The organism is Pararhizobium sp. IMCC21322 (genome assembly GCF_030758295.1).
Taxonomy (GTDB): domain Bacteria; phylum Pseudomonadota; class Alphaproteobacteria; order Rhizobiales.
The window spans coordinates 553,883-573,937 of sequence record NZ_CP132335.1 but is presented as its reverse complement, the minus strand read 5'-3'; the positions used below and the strand labels follow the sequence as shown (position 1 = coordinate 573,937).

Sequence of the window (20,055 nt, the reverse complement as noted above, 5' to 3'; positions counted from 1 at the left end):
TTTCTAATAGTCGTAAGGTCTCGCAAATATGTCCTTCGCTTGCCCGACACCAGATTGAAATCGCGGTCTAATATTGAATACATCAATTTCTATAATTTCAAGGTCGCGTAGCTTCTGGGCTTCATGCGCTGTGAGTTTCGCAGAATACCTGCTGATGGACCGGCCTTTTTCCGGACGATATGTGTCTGTTGCAAAATCCTTCACGTACGGCCGGCTTTCCTCACAGACCTTCCACGCACGTAGCAGCTGAATAGCGAACTTCCAGCTGTTGGGACTCGTTCGGATTTCTTCCCAACGTGCATGCCCTTCTCGCGACAAATAGTCGGATGCAATGCCAGCTACGTGGCTGCACTGGACGATTCCAAGGATTTTCCGCCGTTCTGTCTGACGAACCAACTTATTGGTTGATCCGTAGATCACAGCAAGGAAACCCGGCTGAGTTTCTTTGAGTACGTAATCTCGCCGCCCCTTATCAGTGAAACTGAGGTAGCCCCAGTCACTGGGCGTGAAACCAAATGCTCCAGTCAACCAAACCTGATCTTCTGGAGCTTCAAGCACTTCAAGTGGCGTCATCATTCTCTCAGCGCCTCCGGTATTTTTTTCGTCATCTTCGTATAAAGCGCGAAAAGCTTTTCCAGCCGCTCCGTGTCATTGCGGAAGCGGCGGCCAATATAGATGCGCTCAATCGTCTCGTCGTTGCGCTCATGTGCGGCGCGAAGATTGTTTGGCATTCGATCTTCAACATCTGAGGAGTTGTAGAGATCGTTTAAGCACGCAGGAAATGATTGCTCTCGTACCAACAGAAGATCGTCAGCGCACTTAGTCAGCGCAGCTTTCTGTGAATCGATGAGTGTTGGAATTGGAAATGTGTGCCAACCAAGATCATTTGAATAGCGGAAGTCTTGCTTAAACTTTCCGCAAACCGCTTCAACCCACAAATGATGCATTCGACTGGCCAGAATTGAAACCTGAAACAACATTCCATCATAAATTGCCAATGCAAGATTCGTTGCGATAACGTCACTCGACCCGACAATTGGAACCCTAAACCGTCTGCGCTCAGACGACAGATTTGGAAGAAGTATGACGTTTTTGGCTTGCCTATGCCGGTCCCGAAATGCGTGAGGCGTACTCGCTAACTCTGGTGCGCTTGATGTCTCCCTAAACTTTTTACACTCATGCAAACGCTTCAAAATCGGTGGTATTGCCTTTGCTTCATCAATCTCTTGGTCGTCAATCCACAGGCAGTACCTTTGCAGACCTTGGTTGATCTCTTTTGCTCCAACAACGGGCCGAATAAATTTCTTTGAGGCAGGAAACTCGTCCAATAGCTGTTTTCGCTCCCTCACCGACAGCAGGAGATTTCCATTATCCAAAGGCATGTTTCCGGATTTCATTAGTTGAAGGTCTTTTGAGAGGGGCGTCTTCCTTTTCTTGATTCCCACAGTGGTTCCTGGCGTTAGGTAACCGCTGATTGAAACAACTTCTTTTCGTTCGCCACCCTCATAGAGATACTTGGTTCTCTGCCAATTGAAACCAAGCCCGACAACCACGCAGTAAACCGATGCGTTTTTAGTAGCGCTGTTTTTCCAAATAAACGACCGATGCCCGAATGTTATTTCCAACCCCCCCCGTAACAGAGATGGCCACAAAGCCGGAACTTGGCGACCCTGAACAATAGAGTTTGTGGATACCAACGCTGCCGCACCTTTAGTGTGCTTCAAGTACTGACTGACTTTGACAAAAAACGGGGCAACGTAATCAAGTTCCCCATATTTCGTTACTGCAGATGGCATTACTAGCGCCATGTCATCACGTTGTTCTTTTGTTTTCTTTTTTTGACCCGCAAATGGTGGGTTGCCACAAATATATGTCTCCCCCCCTTTGTTCTCGAAGTCGATCTGAGCCTGTTCGAGCGGTGAGTGAAACAGATCGTCCGCCTGATACTTCACGCCTGTTCCGGTTGGTGGACAGATGCTCAGCCAGTCTAGCCGAAGAGAGTTACCGCAGGTGATCCAGTTCATGGCATCAAGCGGCAGGAATTCTGCCAAGGCTTCCTTCTGGCCGCGATAGGTCACGTCGCACTGATACTCAGCAATGATCAGCGCCAACCGCGCGATCTCGGCAGGAAAGTCGCGCAGCTCGATCCCTCGATAATTGGTAATCGGGATTTCTGTGCGCCGATCCGCCTCGTCCCGCTGCTTGTTGATCTCAGCCTCGATCGCCCGCATTTCCTTATAGGCGATGACAAGAAAATTGCCCGATCCGCAGGCTGGATCGAACACCCTGATCTTAGCCATGCGGTTGCGCAAATTCAAAAGTTTGCGGTGGTTGTCCCCTGCCTCTTCCAGTTTCTCGCGCAGATCATCAAGAAAGAGTGGATTGAGCACCTTCAAGATGTTCGGCACGGATGTGTAGTGCATGCCAAGCGCGCCGCGCTCTTCATCATCCGCCACAGCCTGGATCATCGAGCCAAAGATATCCGGGTTGATCTTCGTCCAGTCGAGGCTGCCGATGTGCAAAAGGTAAGAACGGGCGATCTTGCTGAAACGCGGCACATCCATATTGCCAGAAAACAGTCCTCCATTCACGTAAGGAAAGACACTCGCCCAACGGGCAATACCTGCCGCGGTGTGATCCTGCTTCCTGGTGTTCATGGCGCGGAAGAGCTCGCTGATCACGTCATGAGTGTTGGAGCTGTCCTTCTCGCTCATCCGTTCGATCGTGCCGGTGAACTGATCGTCGTTCTTAAAGATCTCGGTATCTTCGGCAAAGAAGCAAAAGATCAGGCGCGCCATGAAGTGGTTCATGTCGTGGCGGCGCGCGGTTGTGCCCCATTCGGAGTTGTCTTTCAAAAGCTCAACATAGAGCCGGTTGAGACGTCCAGTCGCCTTGATGTCAAAGGCGCTCTCACGGATTTGCCTGACCGTACTGATCCCTGCCAGGGGCAGGAAAAAACCAAAATGATCCGGAAAGCCTGTGTAGGCGCAGGCAATTGTTTCGCCAGTTGTCAGGTCTTCGGCTTCAAGGTAGATGCCATCGGTGGCCAAGATAAATTTGGCCTTGGCTTTCGTCGTGGCAGGACTGGCTTTCAAAGCGGCCAGAGTTTGCGTGACTTCGCCTTCAGCACAGACCAGGATGTGAATATTGTTGGTTTGAAGAACGCCGTCCAGGTCGGATTTGTTCGAAGTCCCTGAACGAAGTCGCTTGAGCGTTGTGGGTTTGTTTCCAAAGGCTTGCAAGAAGGCAAACGGGAACTCCTGAGCATCGAATGGCAGCTCGGCGAGTCCCGATATGGCTTCTTCAATTTCAACGGCGTTCAAAGCTCATCCCCATTTTACAAGCGTTTTCAGATCACAGAAAGAAAGTCCAGACAGCTCTATTGCCTTCTTATCTCAAAAGACTGCAATTGCGGAGAAATCTAGCAATCAGGGAAAATATGAGTCCTTATATCCAAAGTTGTAGATTGCAAATTTGCTATTTACTATAGTGGCCAGAAACATTTTTTGGGAGCGGAGCCAGCCATTGTTCAAGCAACCCCTTAAAAAAACCGGTTCTGAAAATGCATCGTGGCGATCATGATCAGCGCAGGTCCGACAAATGCCTGTTTGCAAACAACAGGCAATATCGTGGTGTCTCATATCGCGAAGTCTGGGAAAAATCAGGGTCTGGCTCGGATTTTGAAGCCTGGCTTGAAAATGAAAACGGTCCGCTTGAAGCATTCCTGTCCAAACCGCATCGCACGATATAGGTTTGGAAACTGAGAGGTAGAGCGCAATCCATTCATCGGCAAATGACAAAGTTTGTGTGAAGTCGTTTTATGCCTTCCAACAAAAATTTCTATTTCCCTCGAATCAATTCCGCCTGTCGCTCGCGAGAAACCGGAATGTAGGAGTTCACTGTCGTTGCCACATTTTCATGCCCCATATTTTGAGAAAACGCCTTAAACTCTTCATGCAACGGATAGTACTTATCGGCCCACAAGGACAAGGTTTTACGGAAACTGTGAGGCGTAAAGGGATGCAGACCCACTCGGGTAAAAGCTTCCTTGATAATTTCGCGGATTTTCGTGGCGCTGGCATATGGCTCTTTGGAAAGGCCTGAGACTCCGAAACCATTTTTTCCGACAATCCTTTGCGGCTTGGGAAACAATGCATCGTCGTAGCCAAACAGCATTTCTTCACGCAAGAAACGAACCCAATCCTCAACACAAGCACGATACTCATCCCAAACCGGTAGAAACCATGACGTGAAAGTCTTGGACGCCTTGGTTTTTACGTCTCTGGCGTCCTGATGAACACAGCCTTCTACCAAATCGATGCGCTTCAGCGTCAGTGAAGCCAGAGCACCGTCTCTGATACCTGTGATCATGAGGATTGCGAAAATGACCTTATCTCGTTTGTCGAAGATGGTTTTGTCTGGCATCGACAGGAAGGCATGACGGCATTGGTCAAGCGTAGGATAAGGAATATCGCGGCGAGCATGTGCTACTCGCATGTCCTTTGTATTCAGGTTGAAATACTCCGCATCGCCATATGAGATCCGAGACTTGTAACCAGGTTTGTCTGCCAACCAGACTATGAAGGGTTTGATCATACGCAGGCGGCTGCTGATGGTAGCCTTTGAAAGAGGCTTGCCCGTACGCTGATGAGTGGCTAGCGAAAGCTTTTGTTTGTAGGCTATGGCTTGTTCAATCCGAAAGGCCTTGAACGACTTGAAGCCTGTGCTTTTTTCAAAATCAAAAAGTGCGCTTGCAATCATGTCGATGGTTTTTTGATCCCTTCCGCGAGCCTCTCTCTGATAGGTGAGGTACTGGCGTTTAATCCGTTCATTTTCTTCGTTCACTTTGCGCGGCATTTTATATCCTTTCCAAGTAGCGATTAGAGTGAGAATTGTGGCTATCGTTTAGGTCGCTGAAACATCGCGATAGGAAATGTCGAAAACCCGCTCAAAACCGGCCAGATCGGCGCGGCTGATCATTCGGCAGACCATCTTTTCGCAACCCACACAGATGGCGGAAAGGCGTGCTGTTGTTTCAGATTGGAGGGTGCAATCAACAAGATCTCCTAACGCGCGTATGGGAGTGCCACAGCTCAAGCAATGAAACTCATTGTCATGCAATCGGCGTGAGGTTGGTTTTTTCCTGCTATCCAAGAATTCCTTGGCATCGGAACCAACGATCAGAATTGGACGTTTTGACGATAGCGTCCGAAGGCCTTGTCTGATCCAAGCCCGAACGGTTCCGACAGTGACGCCAAGCGTCTCTGCCAATTCCAATACCGTGTATGTGCGATGAGCCTTAAGGCTGCGAGATGAAACCTTCTTAGGCATCGCCAGCCTTTTCTGCGTCGAACAGCGCCTGAATGTCTTCAGCATGCCAAACAGTAATGCGAGAACCAAGCTTAACAGGCTTGGGAAAGCGGCCATCCTTGATGCCAGCCCACCAGGTGGACTTGCTGACTGGGATTGGGCCAATAGGGGAGAGAATTTGTTTCAGGCGTACGAAGCCTGTTTTGGGAAAATGGAGTTCGTCTGGCATGGTGCCACCTCGTCTTAATTGGAACGAGATGGTTGTTTCAGATGCAATGCGGGAAGAGGCCCAACTGAGTTATTGCCAATCGCAATTGAAATAGATCGAGTTAGGTAACTTCCAGAATTCGGACCTCTTTGATTTCAACACCCACCTGATACTCAATCGTATCTCCCACCTGGCAATCGATTAGCGCACTGCCAAGAGGCGCATGCACACTCAGTTTGCCGTTATCGAGATCATTGCCCTCGTTAACTAGCGTGAAGGCGAACATACGGCCCTTTTCTGACAGATTCTCAATCTTCACATTGCTTCCAAGCCGGATTGTTTCAAATTCCTCTGTGCCATTTGCTCCTGCGGGCACGGTGGAAACTTCCAGCTTGACTGAAGCTGGTGTTTCCGGATTGGCGTTTTCTTCGTCGTCGAAAAGGCGAGTTTGAGCGGCTGGTTCGTCAGGCAGGAGCACATCAACCGTATCATTCCGCCCTCGTGCTGACTCAAGGTTCTCTTCCTCCGGACGCTTAGCCAAAACAGTTTTTTTGTTCAGAGATTCCTTCGTCGCTTGTTCGGCCTGTGCAGCCTCCAATGCGGCGTCGATAGCTTCTTTCAGCCTCTCTACTTGTGTTCTGGTGTCATTGAACCAGTCTGTTGACCAGATTCGATGAAAACGCCACCCAAGGCCTTCCAGAACCTCCTGGCGCAAACGGTCCCGGTCGCGGCTGGAACTTGAGGAGTGATAGCTCGCACCGTCGCATTCGACACCTAACAGGTAGCCATAGGGCCAGTCCGGATGGCGTACGCCGATATCTATCCGGTAACCGGCCGCACCAACCTGCGGAACGGCCTCGCAACCAAGCGCTTCGATCTGAGTGATGACATAATCCTCAAACGGATTTTCCGCCTCTCCGCCGCCGGTATCGGCTTTGTCTGGGATATTGCCCGTCGCACAGTACTCCAACCACGCCCGGAACATCTGGACACCCCGATTCTTGCTCTCGTTGACCAGAATGTCGGTGGGCCTGAGTGATGTGAAGGTTACGATCTTGCGCTTGGCGCGGGTGAAGAGAACATTTAGCCGGCGGTGCCCGTGGGCAGAGTTTATCGGTCCGAACCGCTGGTGCGGCCGCCCGCCGGCCGCTTCGGGTCCATAGAGTGTTGAGATGAACATCACGTCGCGTTCATCCCCCTGGATGGTTTCGAGGTTCTTGATGAAGAACTCCTCGAGGCTGTCATTACGCTCCTGCCACTCGCGCACATAGGCCTGGACGTGGTGGTTGCGTTCCAGTTCACGCTCGAACTCCTCCCGGATAAGCTCCTTTTGGTCCGAGTTCATGGTACAGACTCCGAGTGAAAGGTCTGGCGCATCGCGCATATGGGCCACAACCGCTGTCACAATGGCGCGCGCCTCTATCTGATTAGTGCGCCCCTTATAGATGCCGGGGACCTCTTCGAGGTGGACGCCGAATTCCGGATCATCCTCGCGGGCCGAGGGGAAGATTGTCAGCTTGCCGTCATACATCCATTCGTTTGAGAAACGGATGAGCGCCGAATGACGCGATCGGTAGTGCCAGCGAAGCTGACGCACCGGGCGAAAAGCCATATTGGCCATGTCGAGCACGCTTTCGCTGTCCTCACGTAGGTCTTCATCCACATCGCCATCATCGAGAATCTTCTGGAAGAAGCTGGTGGGCGGGAGCTGCTTGGTGTCCCCCACGACCACCGCCTGCCGGGCACGGCTGAGCGCGCCAATGGCATTTTCCGGTGTCATCTGAGAGGCCTCATCGATGACCACCAGATCGAAGGTCATGCCGTCGTGGAGGTAATTGGCCACGGCTAGTGGTGACATCATCCAGCAAGGCTTGAGCTCCAGCAAGGCCCGCCCCGCGCGACGAGTCAGCTCCCGGACGCCTATCTGGTTGCGTTTCTTACCCATCTCATTGCGTATCAAGCTCATTTCAGTGAAAGTCGATTTACGGCCGATACTGTTACCGGAGGGCGGGTTTGCAGAGCCAACTAAGTGGTTGCGTACCACTTCCCGGGACATCCGGATCAAAAGCCGGTCCTTTTCGACGAACTCGGCGCGGATCCGGTCGAAGTCCGCACCATTGGACCCCCGCAGGCTCGCGTCGTGGATCTCATAAGCCCTGTCGGCCATCGACTTGGCAATGATGGATCGCACGATTGGGGCAAGCCGGGCCGGATCGAAGGCCTCGCCTTCCAACAGAACCCAGTCCACCAGCTTGCCAAATCCCTGGTCGCGCAGCATGTCTTCACTCCTGCGCAGGCGGGCTCGCTCCATGAGCCCGGAGGGATCCGCGGCCGCAGCGCGCAGGTCCGACAGGCGAGCCGACAGCGCATCAGGCGTTGCCAGATCTTCCGGCAACTGCAGCATCAGGCTGATTGATGCCGTCTCGGCATCAATCGCCTCCCGCTCCTTCGTAAGGTCTGCCACCTCGGTGACAAGCGATCCTACAGCGCCGGACTTCAGTGCCGACAGAATGAAGACGGGGTCGGCGGCTCCGGCCACCAGTTCCGCAACCGAGCATTCGACAATGAGCGTTTCGGTGAGTGTTCTGGTGCCGGCGAATCGGTCACCTATCACGTCCGCAGCCTCAGACCGCTCGATCAGAACCGTCAATTCCTGCTCGCGCTCCTTGCACTGCAACATATCTGCGATGGCCTCCTGCGGCACCGCGGTCACACCGGTAAAAAGATCGCGATGTGCACCGGCTGCCTTTTCTAGGGCCTCCTCACAGGTGAGGCGGCCTTTGAGAAGTTCGATCTCGACCTTCAACTCACTCAGGGAAAACCTCGACCAACCCGCGTATTCCACGAAGTTCTCAACCTTGGAAAGATCCGCCTCCTCCAGGGCCATGTAAAGTTTGGTATCGCCGTCAGAGATCTCATCGCAGAGATTATGCAACGCCACCATCTCATCGATCTTGTTTAGATTTGTAGATAGGCTGACGAAGGTCTCTCCGAAGCTCTGCCAGAAGTCGGCATCCCCGGCAAAAGCCCGTTCCTTGCCGAGCCAGTCCGCGTAGGCTTTCAGACGCTCCACCATGGTTTTGCGATCGTCTTTCGCGGAACCACCGAGAATATTCACATAGTAGTTGCGCGCCGCTTTGAACTCGCCCGACATGAAGCGGAACATCCCGGCATTTGCAATCGTTGCAGCCGCGCGTCGCAAATGGCTCTCAGCATGCTTACCAGCATGAGGCAGAGCCTGCTGGATATATCCGAGTTTTTCACTGAGATCCCGGGCCCCCTCTTTGAGCTTTTCAGCGCGACCCCCTGCCACCCGTTTGGGGTCTGCTCTGCGGAACGCCAGCGCGTGATCTGGAGAGGCCACTAAGCGGCTTGCTTCACCGTGAATAACCGAGAGGGGACGTTCCGTCCGCGCAGCCCAGTCGCCCGGCAGGTCTGCCGCGAGGCTGTGTTGCTGATACAGGTCCTCCAGCTTCACCCGTATTTCTTCGATACGCCGACTATGGGCCAATGGATCGATGATGTCTCCCTGAGTTTTCGCAAAACTGAGCGCGCTGCGCATCTGGTCCAGTAAGTTCCAGGCTTCAGGTTCTTTCAGGTGACGCATCAGCTGCGCTGTAAGGGTCCGACGCTCCCGAATCTGGCTGCAGAGGTCCTGAACGGCCAGTCGCGCGGCCGGGTCCGACAGTCTCTCGACCATGTCCGGGTCGACCTCGGAACCCCGGGTCTCGATCTTGTGAAGAAGATCGAGAAGATTCGGGAAACCTGCGGCAAAGGGGTCCTGCGCAATTAGTGGTGCCGCCATAGATTCGGCGACCCGGCAAATGAACGCCTCCATCCGACCGGCGAGACCATCGAGGCTTTCACAGACGTCCTCGGCGTCATCGCGGTTAAGGATCATGGCCGCCGAATCGAGCCAGAACGCCGGCATCCGGTTAACCCGCCCCAGCCGCTCAGCCAGGCTTTCAGCGTCACTGATGATTGTCTCGATCTGCGCCATCCCTAGCCTTTCACAGTCCGGCACGGATATCCGTCGGACTGCCTTGGGTACGCTGTCACGATCATCACTAGTGGTGATGCCGTAGCCGATTACATCATAGACCGAATATCCGGAGCTCCCAAAGTCCGCTGACAGGGCATCAAGATAGTCCTGCAACACCCTGAGGCGCTGCTCGAGTGCACCCCGCCGCGAGGCAAATTTACGGCGGGCGTCTTCGTCGGCCTGTCCCATCGACAGTCGCTCTTCGAGACTGTTGTAGATTTTCTCCTTAGTGCCCCGGCCGGCCTGAAGCGGTAAAATGAACTCGCCCAGACTCGCGGCCTCCAGTCGATTTTTCACTACGTCGAGGGCAGTCAGTTTTTCCGCAGCGAAAAGAACCTTCTTGTTGTCCGCAAGGGCGGCAGCAATGAGATTCACGATTGTCTGACTCTTGCCGGATCCTGGCGGGCCTTCAATGCTGACATGAGCGCCATCAGCCACATCCACCAACGCGGAATACTGAGAGGCATCCGCATCCATCACGAGGTAAGGAACCTTGCGCGTTATCTCTGGATCATCGGTGCTGTAGACATCGGCATAAGCAGCTTTGCCACTGCCGGAGGTCGCCAGTAGGCGGCCAATAACTTCATTTTCCGCCACCGGGCGCTTGGCGGGGTCGAGATCGTGATACATGGCGATCTTGGATGATGGAAAAATGCCGATTGCCACTTCCCTGCGTACCGACCATTCCCAACCTGGCGGGGCGGCATCAGCGACTTCCGCAAAATAATTCTCGACGCTGCCCGAAATGTACTCCGGCAGGTCCAACCTGTGCTCACTGAAAAGCTTCTGTTTTAGAGTTGTATTTACCGAAATCGAGCCTTCCCCGACCAAGTGAAACTCTGATCCCCGCGGCGATTGTTTGCGGGTAATACGGATTTCCATTAAAAGCAGCGGGCTGACATAGTTGTCGCGATCGTCAGGGCTTTTCCATTCCAGCAGACCAAAAGCGACATGCAGCACGTTGACGCCAGTTTCCCGCTCGAAACCACGCCCTTTTTCCAAGATCCCTTTTGCAACCCTGCTAAGCTTATCGGGCAATATTAAGGTCTGGATATCGGTATCATTGTGCCGTCCATCTTCGTGCTCTTCCTCGGGCACGGGCAGGCTGTATGAGGGGGAAACTCCATGAGCCTTTGCGTGCTCCGCCAGAGACAGCTTTTCCTTGGTCTGACGCTGCGGCAGACCAAGGTCCGCCCGCAAGCGGTCCTTCAGCGCCCGTTCAAGATCGAGCGTCATCTGCTCAAAGTCTTGGGCCTCAGAGTCGAGCGCCTCGATTTCCGCGAGGTATTCCTCGTCTTCGTTACGTAACCTGTAAAGCGCGTCCAGAAATGCGTCGGTCTGCTCATCCGGCAGCTCCACTTCTAGGGCTGGCAGCGCAACCAGACGCATCGATGTACCGCTTGCAAGATTGAAGCGCAAAACGTCAGGCAGTTCATCCACAACACGCAGGATATTTGTGGAATTTGGTCGAAAAGGTATCGATACGAGAGGGTTCCTGCGAGAAGCATCTAACAGGCGTTTACGCAGTTCCTGAAGGCGTTCCGCTACAAGTTCAATGATCGACGGATCTGCTAAATTGCTATCGGTATCTGATGGATTCGGCACTTAGTTGTTTTCTTCTAAACAAGAGTTAATTGTTGTGATTGCTTTGCTAGGCCAACGATGGCAGCGGCTTGAAAGCGCAGTTTCTACGCGACGTCACTAAATCCTAACCGTCGGGCCCCTCAGCATCCTCAGCAATACCTCCAAGCGAGACGTCTTCGCCCCTGGAGCGTTCAGACTAAATCTCAGGAACATTTCGCGGCCATGCAACTATTGGATGCAGAACTGTGAAATTCTTGCTGCAAATTTTACTTTATTCGTTTCACACCATATCCAGCAGGGCCGGTGAAGCAACCATAAAGTTGATGATGACGTGTTCTACAATCTATTCACCTGAGTGAGCAGACATGCATTCAACCAAACGATATGAATTTACCCAGCAACTGTATCTGGGTGTCCAGTCCCGGGATGTGGTGGGTCGGGCATTGTGAGCCTGTGCTCTATGTCATCTTGCCGGCAGGCGCGATCAAAAGGATGGCCACGCCGCCGTGCGGTGGGGTCATCCCTATTTTTCGGCAGGTCAGCAAACTGGTTTCCGTTATCAGTCAGGACAGTGTGAATCTTGTAGGGTATCGCCTCGACATGTGCGTTCAGGAAAGCAGTCGAGGCGACCCTATTTGCTTTCTCCTCCAGCTTGACGAAAGCAAATTTCAATGTGCAGTTTATGGCGACGAACATGTGAAGTTTGCTTTGCTCGGCAATCCTTCGCTGCGCAGCAGGACCGTACGGCAACGATCAGACAATGAACATGACACTTTGTGCCGCCAATCCTGACTTTCAAGAAACATTTGTTCCTCTTCACTCAGCACAACCGCATCCGCCTTCCGACCAAACTAATATCAGTTAGGTCAATGATATAAATTGTAGTTCAGGGTGACTAACTATCCTTCAGCCTAGTAGGAAGAAGTTCTGCTCCTTCGCGCAGCCATTTGAGAATTGTGTTTTCACTGACAGCTAACTCATGGGCTTCCAGATCATCTTTGATCTGTTTGATAGCGGTGTTGCGCGCGCCTGTATGATTGTAATTATATTGCTCTATCGCCATTCCAATGACTAGGGTCCAGACCCTTTAACGGGATTCCCAATTGTTTTGTTATGTGATTCAATCCCCTTTTTTGGAGGATTGCAAATGTCTGATTTGTTTTGGTTTTCCGATGCACAATGGGCTCGTATTGAACCACTATTGCCAAGCAACACACGTGGCTTGAAACGTGTTGATGATCGCCGTGTTTTGAGTGGCATTGTCCATGTCATCCGCTCCGGCGGTCGGTGGGTGGACGCTCCTGCTGATTACGGTCCCAGGAAAACCCTGTATAATCGGTTCCAACGCTGGGCAGAACGCGGCATATGGGAAGATATTTTCTCCGCACTTGCGGGGCGTGAAGATGTTCCGGACAGGCTCATGATCGATAGTACAATCGTCAAGGCGCACCGCTCTTCAAGTGGTGCAAAAGGGGGGCCTTGGCTCATGGTATCGGCTTATCAAAAGGCGGAAGAACGACCAAAATCCACTGCGTGACCGATGGACGTGGAAGGCCGTGTGTTCTGGCGATAACTCCAGGAAACACCAGTGATCACAAGGCAGCGCATCAATGTCTGGCAGCCATGCCACCTGCAACACATCTTATCGCTGACAAGGGCTATGACAGCACGGCATTTCGTGATTGGCTGACGTCCCGTGGCACTATTCCAGTCATTCCGCCACGCTCAAATCGCAAAATCCAATATCACTACGACAGGAAACTCTACCGTGAGCGAAACATCATCGAACGCACCTTCAATCGCTTCAAGGATTTCCGACGAATAGCAACCCGCTATGACCGAAAACTCAAAACCTATATGGCTGCACTGTGCCTCATCGCATCCGTGGTATGGTGGCTGTAAAGAGTCCGGACCCTAGCTTCAAGAGCGTCTTTTGTTCTCTGCCATCGGGCGAGAACTCTTTTCCCGAGGAGCTTTTGGCGAGGCCTGAAATGGTCTCTTGGAGCTCGGCAATCATCGCCTCACGTTCCTTCGCTTTTTGCTCATATGCGTCGCAAATAGCCCTGTGATCATTCTGGTAACGGCTAATAAATTCGGTATGGTCCTTGATACCATTTATGTTTGCTTCGCGCGCTCCTTGCAGTTCTTCAGCTAGTTTATCTACCTTTGACTCTGCTAAATCATAACATGTCTTCCAATCGGCAACTTGAATTCCATGGGCCTCAATCTCTGCGGTTAGCTCCAGCGGAATTTCAATTCTATTTCTCTGTACCCACGCGACGACGTGACCTGGGCTGTTCTGATGTCCCAATTGCTTCATGTGCACCGCACGTGACATTAGTTCGTGTAACGCCAAAAATTCGCCCGCAAAAGTTGACACAAGCCGGAGGCTATCCAACCATTTTAATTTTACTCGTTCAGGATTTCTTCCCAAGAATAACGCCGTTGCTTCATCAATATTCCAGTAGGCGGCCTTCACCCAATACGAATAGGTACGTATGTTTGCAAATGCAGCCGGCTTATTGAAACTGTGGCTTTTCTCTTTCGCTTCAGCCTGAATCTTGGCGATAAACTGTTGTTGCAATTTTTCTGCCGATACCAGACCCGAAAGCTCTTCCTCTGATTTAGACGCCAGTTCCCTGCGGTATGCAGCCGCCTCCTCTAATTTCTGCTTCGTCAATCCACCTTTACGTGCCATCCGCTCGGGCGATAATTGAATCTCAAGGCCATCGCTCTTTGATGCCAAAACTTTTCCGAATTTGGCTGTCACTAAATATTCTATCGGGTCAAATGAAGGAAAGCGCAAAGCAAATACCATCCGTCGCATCGATTCTAAGATGCAATATCGAACTCCTACTCAGAATTATTGTCAACTATCGCAATGGCACCGAGAATGCGCAGATCTGACCAGCCCACCATTCAGCCATCCTGACGCGCTCTTCCCAATAAAGAGCTCTGTGATATGCCTTCCTGACTTGATCTGCACCCACATGCCCCAGTTCGGCCTCTATGGCATCTGGCGACCAGTGCCCACTTTCGTTCAGTAACGATGACGCTGAGGCTCTAAACCCGTGCGCAGTCACCTCGTTCTTGGCAAACCCAAGACGACGTAAAGCTCCATTAAATGTGTTCTCACTCATGGGCCTCAAAGGCGACTGCACCGAGGGCAACGCCAATGTTCTATGTCCCGTTAAATTCCGCAGTCCCTGCAAAATCTTGATTGCAGCGCTTGGCAATGGCTTTTTGTGCTCTTTACGTGTTTTGGTCCTGGATGCAGGTATCGTCCATGAATTGCTGTCAAAGTCGAATTCGGACCACTCCGCATGACGTAATTCTCCTGGCCTTGAATAAAGTAGAGCCATCAACTGCAAAGCCGCCCGTGTTTCTGGCATGCCGTCATATTGCCAAACAGCCCGGATCAATCCTGCAAATTCGCGCTCTGTCGTGAAAGCTGCGCGATGTTGGACTGTTGGTGTTGTTAATGCGCCTTTCAGTCCAAAGGTCGGATCATTTTCAGCCAATGCGTTTGCAATCGCGAGTCTGAATACCTCTCCAATCGTCGAGCGCATGCGCCTTGCTGTTTCCAAATTTCCTTTTGCTTCCACCTTTCGTAAAGGTACCAGGATTTCAGCCGCGGAAATTTCGGAGATCGGTCTGTTGCCAATGTCTGGACGCGCCTGCTCCAGCAACCATTTCTTCTTTTTCAGTGTTGCGGGCGCTCTGCCTTCCCTTTCATCCTTCTCCAAAAGCTTGTCTGCAAGCACATTGAAGGTGTTTGAATGAGCATGCTTGCGCTGCGCCTTTTCCAGCTTGGCCTGGAGCGCCGGGTCATTTCCATCTGCAATCAGTTTTTTTGCAACATCACGCTTCTGCCGAGCTTCAATAAGAGAAATAATCGGATAGCTTCCAAGCGCCAGCGTCTTCTGTTTCCCCGCATAGCGATAAGACAAGCGCCAGAGCTTCGAGCCAGTTGGCGTAACCAACACATGCAGCCCACCGCTATCACTGTGCTTTGTCGGCTTTGCCTCTGGCTTCAGGGCTCGCAGTTTCGCGTCAGTCAACGGCATTTGTTGGTATCTCAATTCCGAATGAAGTGTTGATATTCTGCAATATACCAACAACGATACCAACAAACTCCTCGGATGCCAACACACTACTTCGGATCACATCCGACAACATGATGCCTACAAACGGCTATTTCTTTAGGTTTACGTGAGGTTTTGAGGGATTTTCCGGACGCTCTCAAACGAGCCGATGGTGCCCCCTCCCGGAATCGAACCGGGACTCCCGAAGGAACGGGATTTTGAATCCCGCGCGTCTACCAGTTCCGCCAAAGGGGCACTTGAGCAGTTACTTGCAACTGGTGCGCACTGATTAACCGAAAGTGCGGGTGATGCACAAGTCCCTTTCTTTGGGTCGTGACGTTTGATAAAGGAGCGCCATGACAGATGAAAAATTTTCCCAATCGCCTACTCCGGTTCCGGCTCCGACCCCTTCTCCGCTGCGCCGTCTCTATGACTGGACGCTGGAACTGGCCGCGAAGAAAAATGCAGCATGGGCTTTGTCCTTTGTGTCCTTCATTGAAAGCTCGGTGTTTCCCATTCCGCCGGATGTGCTGCTGATCCCCATGGTACTGTCCAACCGGGCAAAAGCCTGGTGGTATGCGTTTTTGTGTACCGTGGCTTCGGTGCTGGGTGCGCTGCTGGGCTATGCCATTGGCGCCCTGCTGTTTGAAACGGTGGCGCAACCGATTCTTGGCTTTTATGGCTATGCGGACAAGTTTGATGAATTTGCCGAACGTTACAATGAATGGGGCGTCTGGGTGGTTCTGATGGCCGGTTTGACGCCGTTCCCGTTCAAGGTGATTACCATTGCCTCCGGCGCAACCGGGCTTGGCCTTCCCGTGTTCATACTTGCCAGCATTGTAGCCCGCGGCATTCGGTTTTTTGCCGTGGCGGGCCTGATCTATGTGTTCGGGCCGCCGGTTCGAACCTTTATTGAAAAGCGGCTTGGCCTTGTGTTTGCCGTATCGCTGGCAATTCTGGTGGGGGGCTTTGTGGTCGCCCGCTACATGATTTAAGGAATTTGGACACGTGAGTGACAAGCCGCTTCGGAAAGATAACAGCGCAGGCGCGCGTATGGGCGTTGGCCTTCTGGCCCTGCTGCTGGCTTTGGCCGCGATTGGCGGAGCCTGGAGCTTTCAGCTGATCGGCGGTTATATTCCCTGCGCCCTGTGCCTGGAACAACGAATTCCCTACTATATTGGCATACCAATGCTGATAGCGGCGCTGATTGTGACCAGGCTCAATTCGTGGTCAAAGCTGGGTCGGCTGCTGTTTTTCAACTTTGCCATCTGCATGGCTTGGGGCCTTTATCTGGCGATTTATCATGCTGGTGCGGAATGGGCATTCTGGCCAGGACCCACCGATTGTGGCGGCAATGCCGTCCTGTCAGATGACACCAGCACTTTGCTGGCCCAACTGGAAACTGTGAAGCTGATCAGCTGTACGGAAGCTGCCGGGCGGTTCCTTGGCCTGTCCTTTGCCGGATGGAACGCTGTGTCCACCATGATGCTGGGCGCACTTGGCCTGCTGGCAGCTTTTCTGCCACCAAAAATGGAAGTGCTTGATCCGGACGCTTGATCGAGAAACTGGCGCTCAGGGCTCCAGTTCTGCATCCCAATACAGATAATCCATCCAGCTATCATGCAGATAGTTGGGTGGGAAATAGCGCCCATTATTATGCAGCTCATGCACAGTGGGCTGAATAGCCCGGCTGCGTGCACTCATGCCAACCTGTTTCAGCGTCTTGTTGGCCTTGCGCAGATTGCAGGGCGCACAAGCGGTGATGACGTTTTCCCAGCTTGTTATGCCGCCCTTGGAGCGCGGTATCACATGGTCAAAGGTCAGATCCCTGTCGAAGCCGCAATACTGGCATTGAAACTTGTCACGCAGAAAAACATTGAACCGTGTGAAGGCCGGATAGCGCGAGGGCTGAACGTAATCCTTCAGGCTGACAACACTTGGCACCCGCATTTTTGTCGATGGGCTATGCACATAGACATCGTATTCGGAAACGATGTTCACCCGTTCCAGAAAGACGGCTTTTATAGAATCCTGCCAGCACCACAGCGACAGCGGATAATAACTCAACGGACGAAAATCCGCATTCAGCACCAATGCCGGATGGGCATCGAGTGACACATGTTTAGTCACACTACGCTCCTTTACATCGCGGGGGCACAGTGCCAACGCTCTGCAATTCACGGCATAATGTATAATCACTATGTCAGTCTTGTGAAGCGCTTTTACGTCGCACACAACATATGGCGTGTCAGGCCGTGTCCTGTCAGGGGTCAGGCGCCTTTCAGAACCTGCTGACAATGGGCCACACCCATGGCAAGACCTGCGCCGTCAATGCCATGGCCCATGCCCTGTGCCGCGTGGCTGATAACCGGAACGTCTGCCGCTTTCAGGGCTGATTCGGCAGCGCCCATCAAGGCAAAGGGCACCACTTCATCATGGGTGCCATGGGCCAGAAACACCGGCGGTTTGCCCGTCAGGTCCGCCTGCAGATGTTCAGGTCCTGCCAGCAGACCGGAATAGGCAACAATGCCGGCCGGCGGGGTTTTGCGGCGCACGCCGGTATGCATGGCCATCATTGAGCCTTGGCTGAAACCGACCAAAACCATGTCCTTGTCGGTAAGACCCAGCCGGGTCAGCTCCGCATCCAGGAATGCGTCCAAAGCCGACCTCGCGGCCACAACACCGCGCCAATATTCCGATGGATCGCGCAAGGTGAGGTGAAACCATTGCCGCCCGACAGGGGCCATGGCGCAGGCTTCCGGCGCATGAGGCGAGACAAAGGCGGCCTCCGGCAAAAGCGCTCCCCATTGATCGCCAATCCCGATCAGATCATTGCCATCGGATCCATAGCCATGGAGAAAAACAATCAACTGCTTTGCTGCGCCGCCGGATTGGGGGGCAAGGCGTGGTCCGTCGAGAAGGGGTGCGGTCATAATACAAAATTCCTAGGGTGCGGACCCATTATGGGTGGTGAAATAGTCGGGATCGGTTTGTTTGCAGACCAGGAGCAAAGAAGCAGGAAGTCTGAAGACTTTCAAGTCTTTGCGACGCGGGCTGCGGGCAAACAGGCCCGATCCTTGATGGACAGAAAAATGGCTGCGACCTGCGGCGTCAAAGCGCTTGACCGGGCAGAAAGCCCGCTCTGCGCGCATTTCCTTGCATCTCTTTGCCATTTGTTCTGCTATTTCATCACCCATAAAGGGTCCGCACCCTAAATTGGGAGGCGGCTTGTGGCGGCATTGTCTTTTGAGGCAGATTTCTGAAGTCCGTAATAAGCCCACAACAGCCGCGCTGCAACAGAGCGATGCGGCAACCAGCGCCGCACCAGAACCGTCAGGTGTTTTTCGCTGGGGCGCTTTTTCAAATTCAGCACCTCCTGCGCAATGGCCTGGAGGGCCACATCCTTGACCGGAAAAATATCCGGGTGTCCGGCACAGAACATCAAAAAAATATCGGCAGTCCAGGGACCAATGCCATGAATGGCTGTAAGTGCGGCACGGGCGTCCTTGGCCGGGCGTTGGGCCAGCCGTTCCACATCAAGCCCGGCCAGACAGGTTTGGGACAGCGCGCGCATGGTTTTCAGTTTTGGTCGTGACAACCCCGCACCCAGCAAAGCTTCATCAGACAGGGCGTGCAGCACCTGCGGCATAAATGGATCAACCAACGCGCTGAGCCGCGCCCAAATGGCATTGGCGCTGGCAACGGAAATCTGTTGCGAATTGACGATGCGGGCGAGACCCTCAAAGCCCGGCTCACGCAAACGCAGCGGCACGGTGCCAATCTGATCTGCGAGAGTTTGCAGGGACGGATCTTTCGCCAGCAGCGCTTCCAGCCCCTTATTCACATCTTCCTGGCAACGAATGGGTTGCATGTCGCATAACACCTTGGCGTTTATCGGGAAGTGCGCCATGTTGGCGGCCCAATTGAGAGGCTCCTGTTTTGTCCCAGAACGTACCCGACCTGCAACCTGTTTTCCGCTTTGCGCCCAGCCCCAATGGCGAGTTACATATTGGCCACGCCCTATCGGCCCTCACCAACCATCGCATGGCAGAGCAACTGGGTGGCGTGTTTCTGCTGCGGTTTGACGATACGGATCGTGGCCGGGTGCGGCCACAATATGAAGCACAGATACTGGATGATCTGGCCTGGCTCGGCATTACCTGGTCTGGCGATCCGCTGCGCTTTACCACTGCCCGCGGCGAAATTGATGCCTGTCTGAAAACACTGCGTCTGAAAGGACAGACCTTTCAGGCGCGGCTGTCGCGCAAGCAGATCAAGGATGCAGCGAGCGCACATGAACGCGAGACCGGAACGCCCTGGCCAAAGGACCCGGATGGTGCGCCCTTCTATCCCAAAAGCCCGCAGGACACTGCCAGCAATGGCGATGCGGCCGAACGGTTGCGAATGAGCTCGGTGGCTGAGACGTTGGGCCGGGAAACTGTCGTGTGGACGGAATTTGATGCTGACGGTTCAACCACACAGCAAGAGCGGGCCATTTCCGATTGGGGTGACGTGGTTTTGCGCGCCAAATCCGGTGATGATGTCTACACGTTTGCAACCGTGGTGCATGATAATCTGATCGGTGTCAGCCACATTGTGCGCGGCACGGATATGCAGGAAAATACCACCGTTCAGCGTGTGCTTCAGGAACTGCTGGGTCTCCCGGCACCAATCTATCATCACCACCGTCTGGTGCTGGATGATGCTGGCAAGAAGCTGTCAAAGTCTGACAAATCGATTTCACTGAGGGCCTTGCGGGCCGAAGGCATGACCCGCGATCAACTGTTTGAGCAAATCGGATGGGTGGATGGCTAAAGCCATCCTTT

General features: G+C 53.0%; 17 protein-coding genes and 1 tRNA gene. 5 read left to right on the top strand and 13 right to left on the bottom strand.

Annotated features, from left to right (window positions below):
• Positions 1–3: 3 nt before the first annotated feature.
• Both RAL91_RS02875 and RAL91_RS02870 read right to left on the bottom strand, forming a co-directional pair.
• Entirely contained in the window at positions 4–576 is a 573-nt protein-coding gene (locus tag RAL91_RS02875) for a hypothetical protein (RefSeq protein ID WP_306259544.1), read from the bottom strand.
• Complete coding sequence (locus RAL91_RS02870; RefSeq protein ID WP_306259542.1) at positions 573–3,323, bottom strand: DNA methyltransferase; 2,751 nt, start codon at positions 3,321–3,323, stop codon at positions 573–575. Before RAL91_RS02870 ends, RAL91_RS02875 begins: the two co-directional genes overlap by 4 nt.
• A gap of 239 nt (positions 3,324–3,562) precedes the next feature.
• Between RAL91_RS02870 and RAL91_RS02865 the strand changes: the two genes are divergently transcribed.
• The gene (locus tag RAL91_RS02865) at positions 3,563–3,751 is read left to right on the top strand and encodes a hypothetical protein (protein ID WP_306259540.1); all 189 of its coding nucleotides are present in this window, start codon (positions 3,563–3,565) and stop codon (positions 3,749–3,751) included.
• Positions 3,752–3,840: 89 nt separating this feature from the next.
• Here the strand turns inward: RAL91_RS02865 and xerC are convergent, their stop codons facing one another.
• From xerC to RAL91_RS02845, 4 genes are all read right to left on the bottom strand, one after another.
• Positions 3,841–4,857 (bottom strand): tyrosine recombinase XerC, encoded by a 1,017-nt coding sequence (gene xerC / locus RAL91_RS02860; RefSeq protein ID WP_306259538.1) that lies wholly within the window; start codon positions 4,855–4,857, stop codon positions 3,841–3,843.
• Between the two features lie 466 nt (positions 4,858–5,323).
• The gene (locus RAL91_RS02855) at positions 5,324–5,539 is read right to left on the bottom strand and encodes an AlpA family transcriptional regulator (protein WP_306259537.1); all 216 of its coding nucleotides are present in this window, start codon (positions 5,537–5,539) and stop codon (positions 5,324–5,326) included.
• A 100-nt stretch (positions 5,540–5,639) separates the two neighbouring features.
• A complete protein-coding gene (locus RAL91_RS02850; RefSeq protein WP_306259536.1) occupies positions 5,640–11,165 on the bottom strand; it encodes a DUF4011 domain-containing protein in 5,526 nt (1,841 codons plus the stop codon).
• Positions 11,166–12,039: 874 nt separating this feature from the next.
• Positions 12,040–12,207 (bottom strand): hypothetical protein, encoded by a 168-nt coding sequence (locus RAL91_RS02845; RefSeq protein WP_306259535.1) that lies wholly within the window; start codon positions 12,205–12,207, stop codon positions 12,040–12,042.
• Between the two features lie 84 nt (positions 12,208–12,291).
• Here RAL91_RS02845 and RAL91_RS02840 point away from each other — a divergent pair.
• Positions 12,292–13,046 (top strand): IS5 family transposase gene (locus RAL91_RS02840; protein WP_371932440.1). Its coding sequence is split into 2 segments (ribosomal slippage): positions 12,292–12,633 and positions 12,636–13,046, totalling 753 coding nucleotides; the frame shifts between segments, so codons are not numbered across the junction.
• Here RAL91_RS02840 and RAL91_RS02835 read toward each other — a convergent pair.
• From RAL91_RS02835 to RAL91_RS02825, 3 genes are all read right to left on the bottom strand, one after another.
• Positions 13,018–13,962, bottom strand: coding sequence for a hypothetical protein (locus RAL91_RS02835; RefSeq protein ID WP_306259533.1), 945 nt, complete (start codon positions 13,960–13,962; stop codon positions 13,018–13,020). The genes RAL91_RS02840 and RAL91_RS02835 overlap by 29 nt on opposite strands.
• A 55-nt stretch (positions 13,963–14,017) precedes the next feature.
• Positions 14,018–15,211, bottom strand: a complete 1,194-nt coding sequence (locus RAL91_RS02830) for an integrase arm-type DNA-binding domain-containing protein (RefSeq protein ID WP_306259532.1) — start codon at positions 15,209–15,211, stop codon at positions 14,018–14,020.
• A 188-nt stretch (positions 15,212–15,399) separates the two neighbouring features.
• Positions 15,400–15,484, bottom strand: a tRNA-Leu gene (locus RAL91_RS02825).
• A gap of 101 nt (positions 15,485–15,585) precedes the next feature.
• On the opposite strand from RAL91_RS02825, the gene RAL91_RS02820 reads away from it, so the two are divergent.
• Positions 15,586–16,224: a YqaA family protein gene (locus tag RAL91_RS02820; RefSeq protein WP_306259530.1), complete on the top strand. Its 639-nt coding sequence runs from the start codon at positions 15,586–15,588 to the stop codon at positions 16,222–16,224.
• Between the two features lie 13 nt (positions 16,225–16,237).
• Complete coding sequence (locus RAL91_RS02815; protein WP_306259528.1) at positions 16,238–16,786, top strand: disulfide bond formation protein B; 549 nt, start codon at positions 16,238–16,240, stop codon at positions 16,784–16,786.
• A gap of 15 nt (positions 16,787–16,801) precedes the next feature.
• Here the strand turns inward: RAL91_RS02815 and RAL91_RS02810 are convergent, their stop codons facing one another.
• From RAL91_RS02810 to RAL91_RS02795, 4 genes are all read right to left on the bottom strand, one after another.
• Positions 16,802–17,359 (bottom strand): HNH endonuclease, encoded by a 558-nt coding sequence (locus tag RAL91_RS02810; RefSeq protein WP_306259526.1) that lies wholly within the window; start codon positions 17,357–17,359, stop codon positions 16,802–16,804.
• Positions 17,360–17,499: 140 nt separating this feature from the next.
• Positions 17,500–18,162 (bottom strand): alpha/beta hydrolase, encoded by a 663-nt coding sequence (locus RAL91_RS02805; RefSeq protein ID WP_306259525.1) that lies wholly within the window; start codon positions 18,160–18,162, stop codon positions 17,500–17,502.
• Between the two features lie 12 nt (positions 18,163–18,174).
• Positions 18,175–18,402: a hypothetical protein gene (locus RAL91_RS02800; RefSeq protein WP_306259523.1), complete on the bottom strand. Its 228-nt coding sequence runs from the start codon at positions 18,400–18,402 to the stop codon at positions 18,175–18,177.
• A gap of 38 nt (positions 18,403–18,440) precedes the next feature.
• The gene (locus tag RAL91_RS02795) at positions 18,441–19,100 is read right to left on the bottom strand and encodes a DNA-3-methyladenine glycosylase (RefSeq protein ID WP_306259521.1); all 660 of its coding nucleotides are present in this window, start codon (positions 19,098–19,100) and stop codon (positions 18,441–18,443) included.
• 68 nt (positions 19,101–19,168) lie between these two features.
• On the opposite strand from RAL91_RS02795, the gene gluQRS reads away from it, so the two are divergent.
• On the top strand, positions 19,169–20,044 hold the full coding sequence (gene gluQRS / locus RAL91_RS02790; RefSeq protein ID WP_306259520.1) for a tRNA glutamyl-Q(34) synthetase GluQRS: 876 nt from the start codon (positions 19,169–19,171) through the stop codon (positions 20,042–20,044).
• Positions 20,045–20,055 lie beyond the last annotated feature (11 nt).

What these genes read in the sequence shown, in the direction of transcription:
- RAL91_RS02865 (WP_306259540.1), top strand. Translation starts at nt 3,563, where the DNA reads ATGCATCGTGGCGATCATGATCAGCGCAGGTCCGACAAATGCCTGTTT.
- RAL91_RS02795 (WP_306259521.1), bottom strand. Translation starts at nt 19,100, where the DNA reads ATGCAACCCATTCGTTGCCAGGAAGATGTGAATAAGGGGCTGGAAGCG.
- RAL91_RS02830 (WP_306259532.1), bottom strand. Translation starts at nt 15,211, where the DNA reads ATGCCGTTGACTGACGCGAAACTGCGAGCCCTGAAGCCAGAGGCAAAG.
- xerC (WP_306259538.1), bottom strand. Translation starts at nt 4,857, where the DNA reads ATGCCGCGCAAAGTGAACGAAGAAAATGAACGGATTAAACGCCAGTAC.
- RAL91_RS02800 (WP_306259523.1), bottom strand. Translation starts at nt 18,402, where the DNA reads ATGGCAAAGAGATGCAAGGAAATGCGCGCAGAGCGGGCTTTCTGCCCG.
- RAL91_RS02835 (WP_306259533.1), bottom strand. Translation starts at nt 13,962, where the DNA reads ATGGTATTTGCTTTGCGCTTTCCTTCATTTGACCCGATAGAATATTTA.
- RAL91_RS02875 (WP_306259544.1), bottom strand. Translation starts at nt 576, where the DNA reads ATGATGACGCCACTTGAAGTGCTTGAAGCTCCAGAAGATCAGGTTTGG.
- RAL91_RS02805 (WP_306259525.1), bottom strand. Translation starts at nt 18,162, where the DNA reads ATGACCGCACCCCTTCTCGACGGACCACGCCTTGCCCCCCAATCCGGC.
- RAL91_RS02855 (WP_306259537.1), bottom strand. Translation starts at nt 5,539, where the DNA reads ATGCCAGACGAACTCCATTTTCCCAAAACAGGCTTCGTACGCCTGAAA.
- RAL91_RS02845 (WP_306259535.1), bottom strand. Translation starts at nt 12,207, where the DNA reads ATGGCGATAGAGCAATATAATTACAATCATACAGGCGCGCGCAACACC.
- RAL91_RS02820 (WP_306259530.1), top strand. Translation starts at nt 15,586, where the DNA reads ATGACAGATGAAAAATTTTCCCAATCGCCTACTCCGGTTCCGGCTCCG.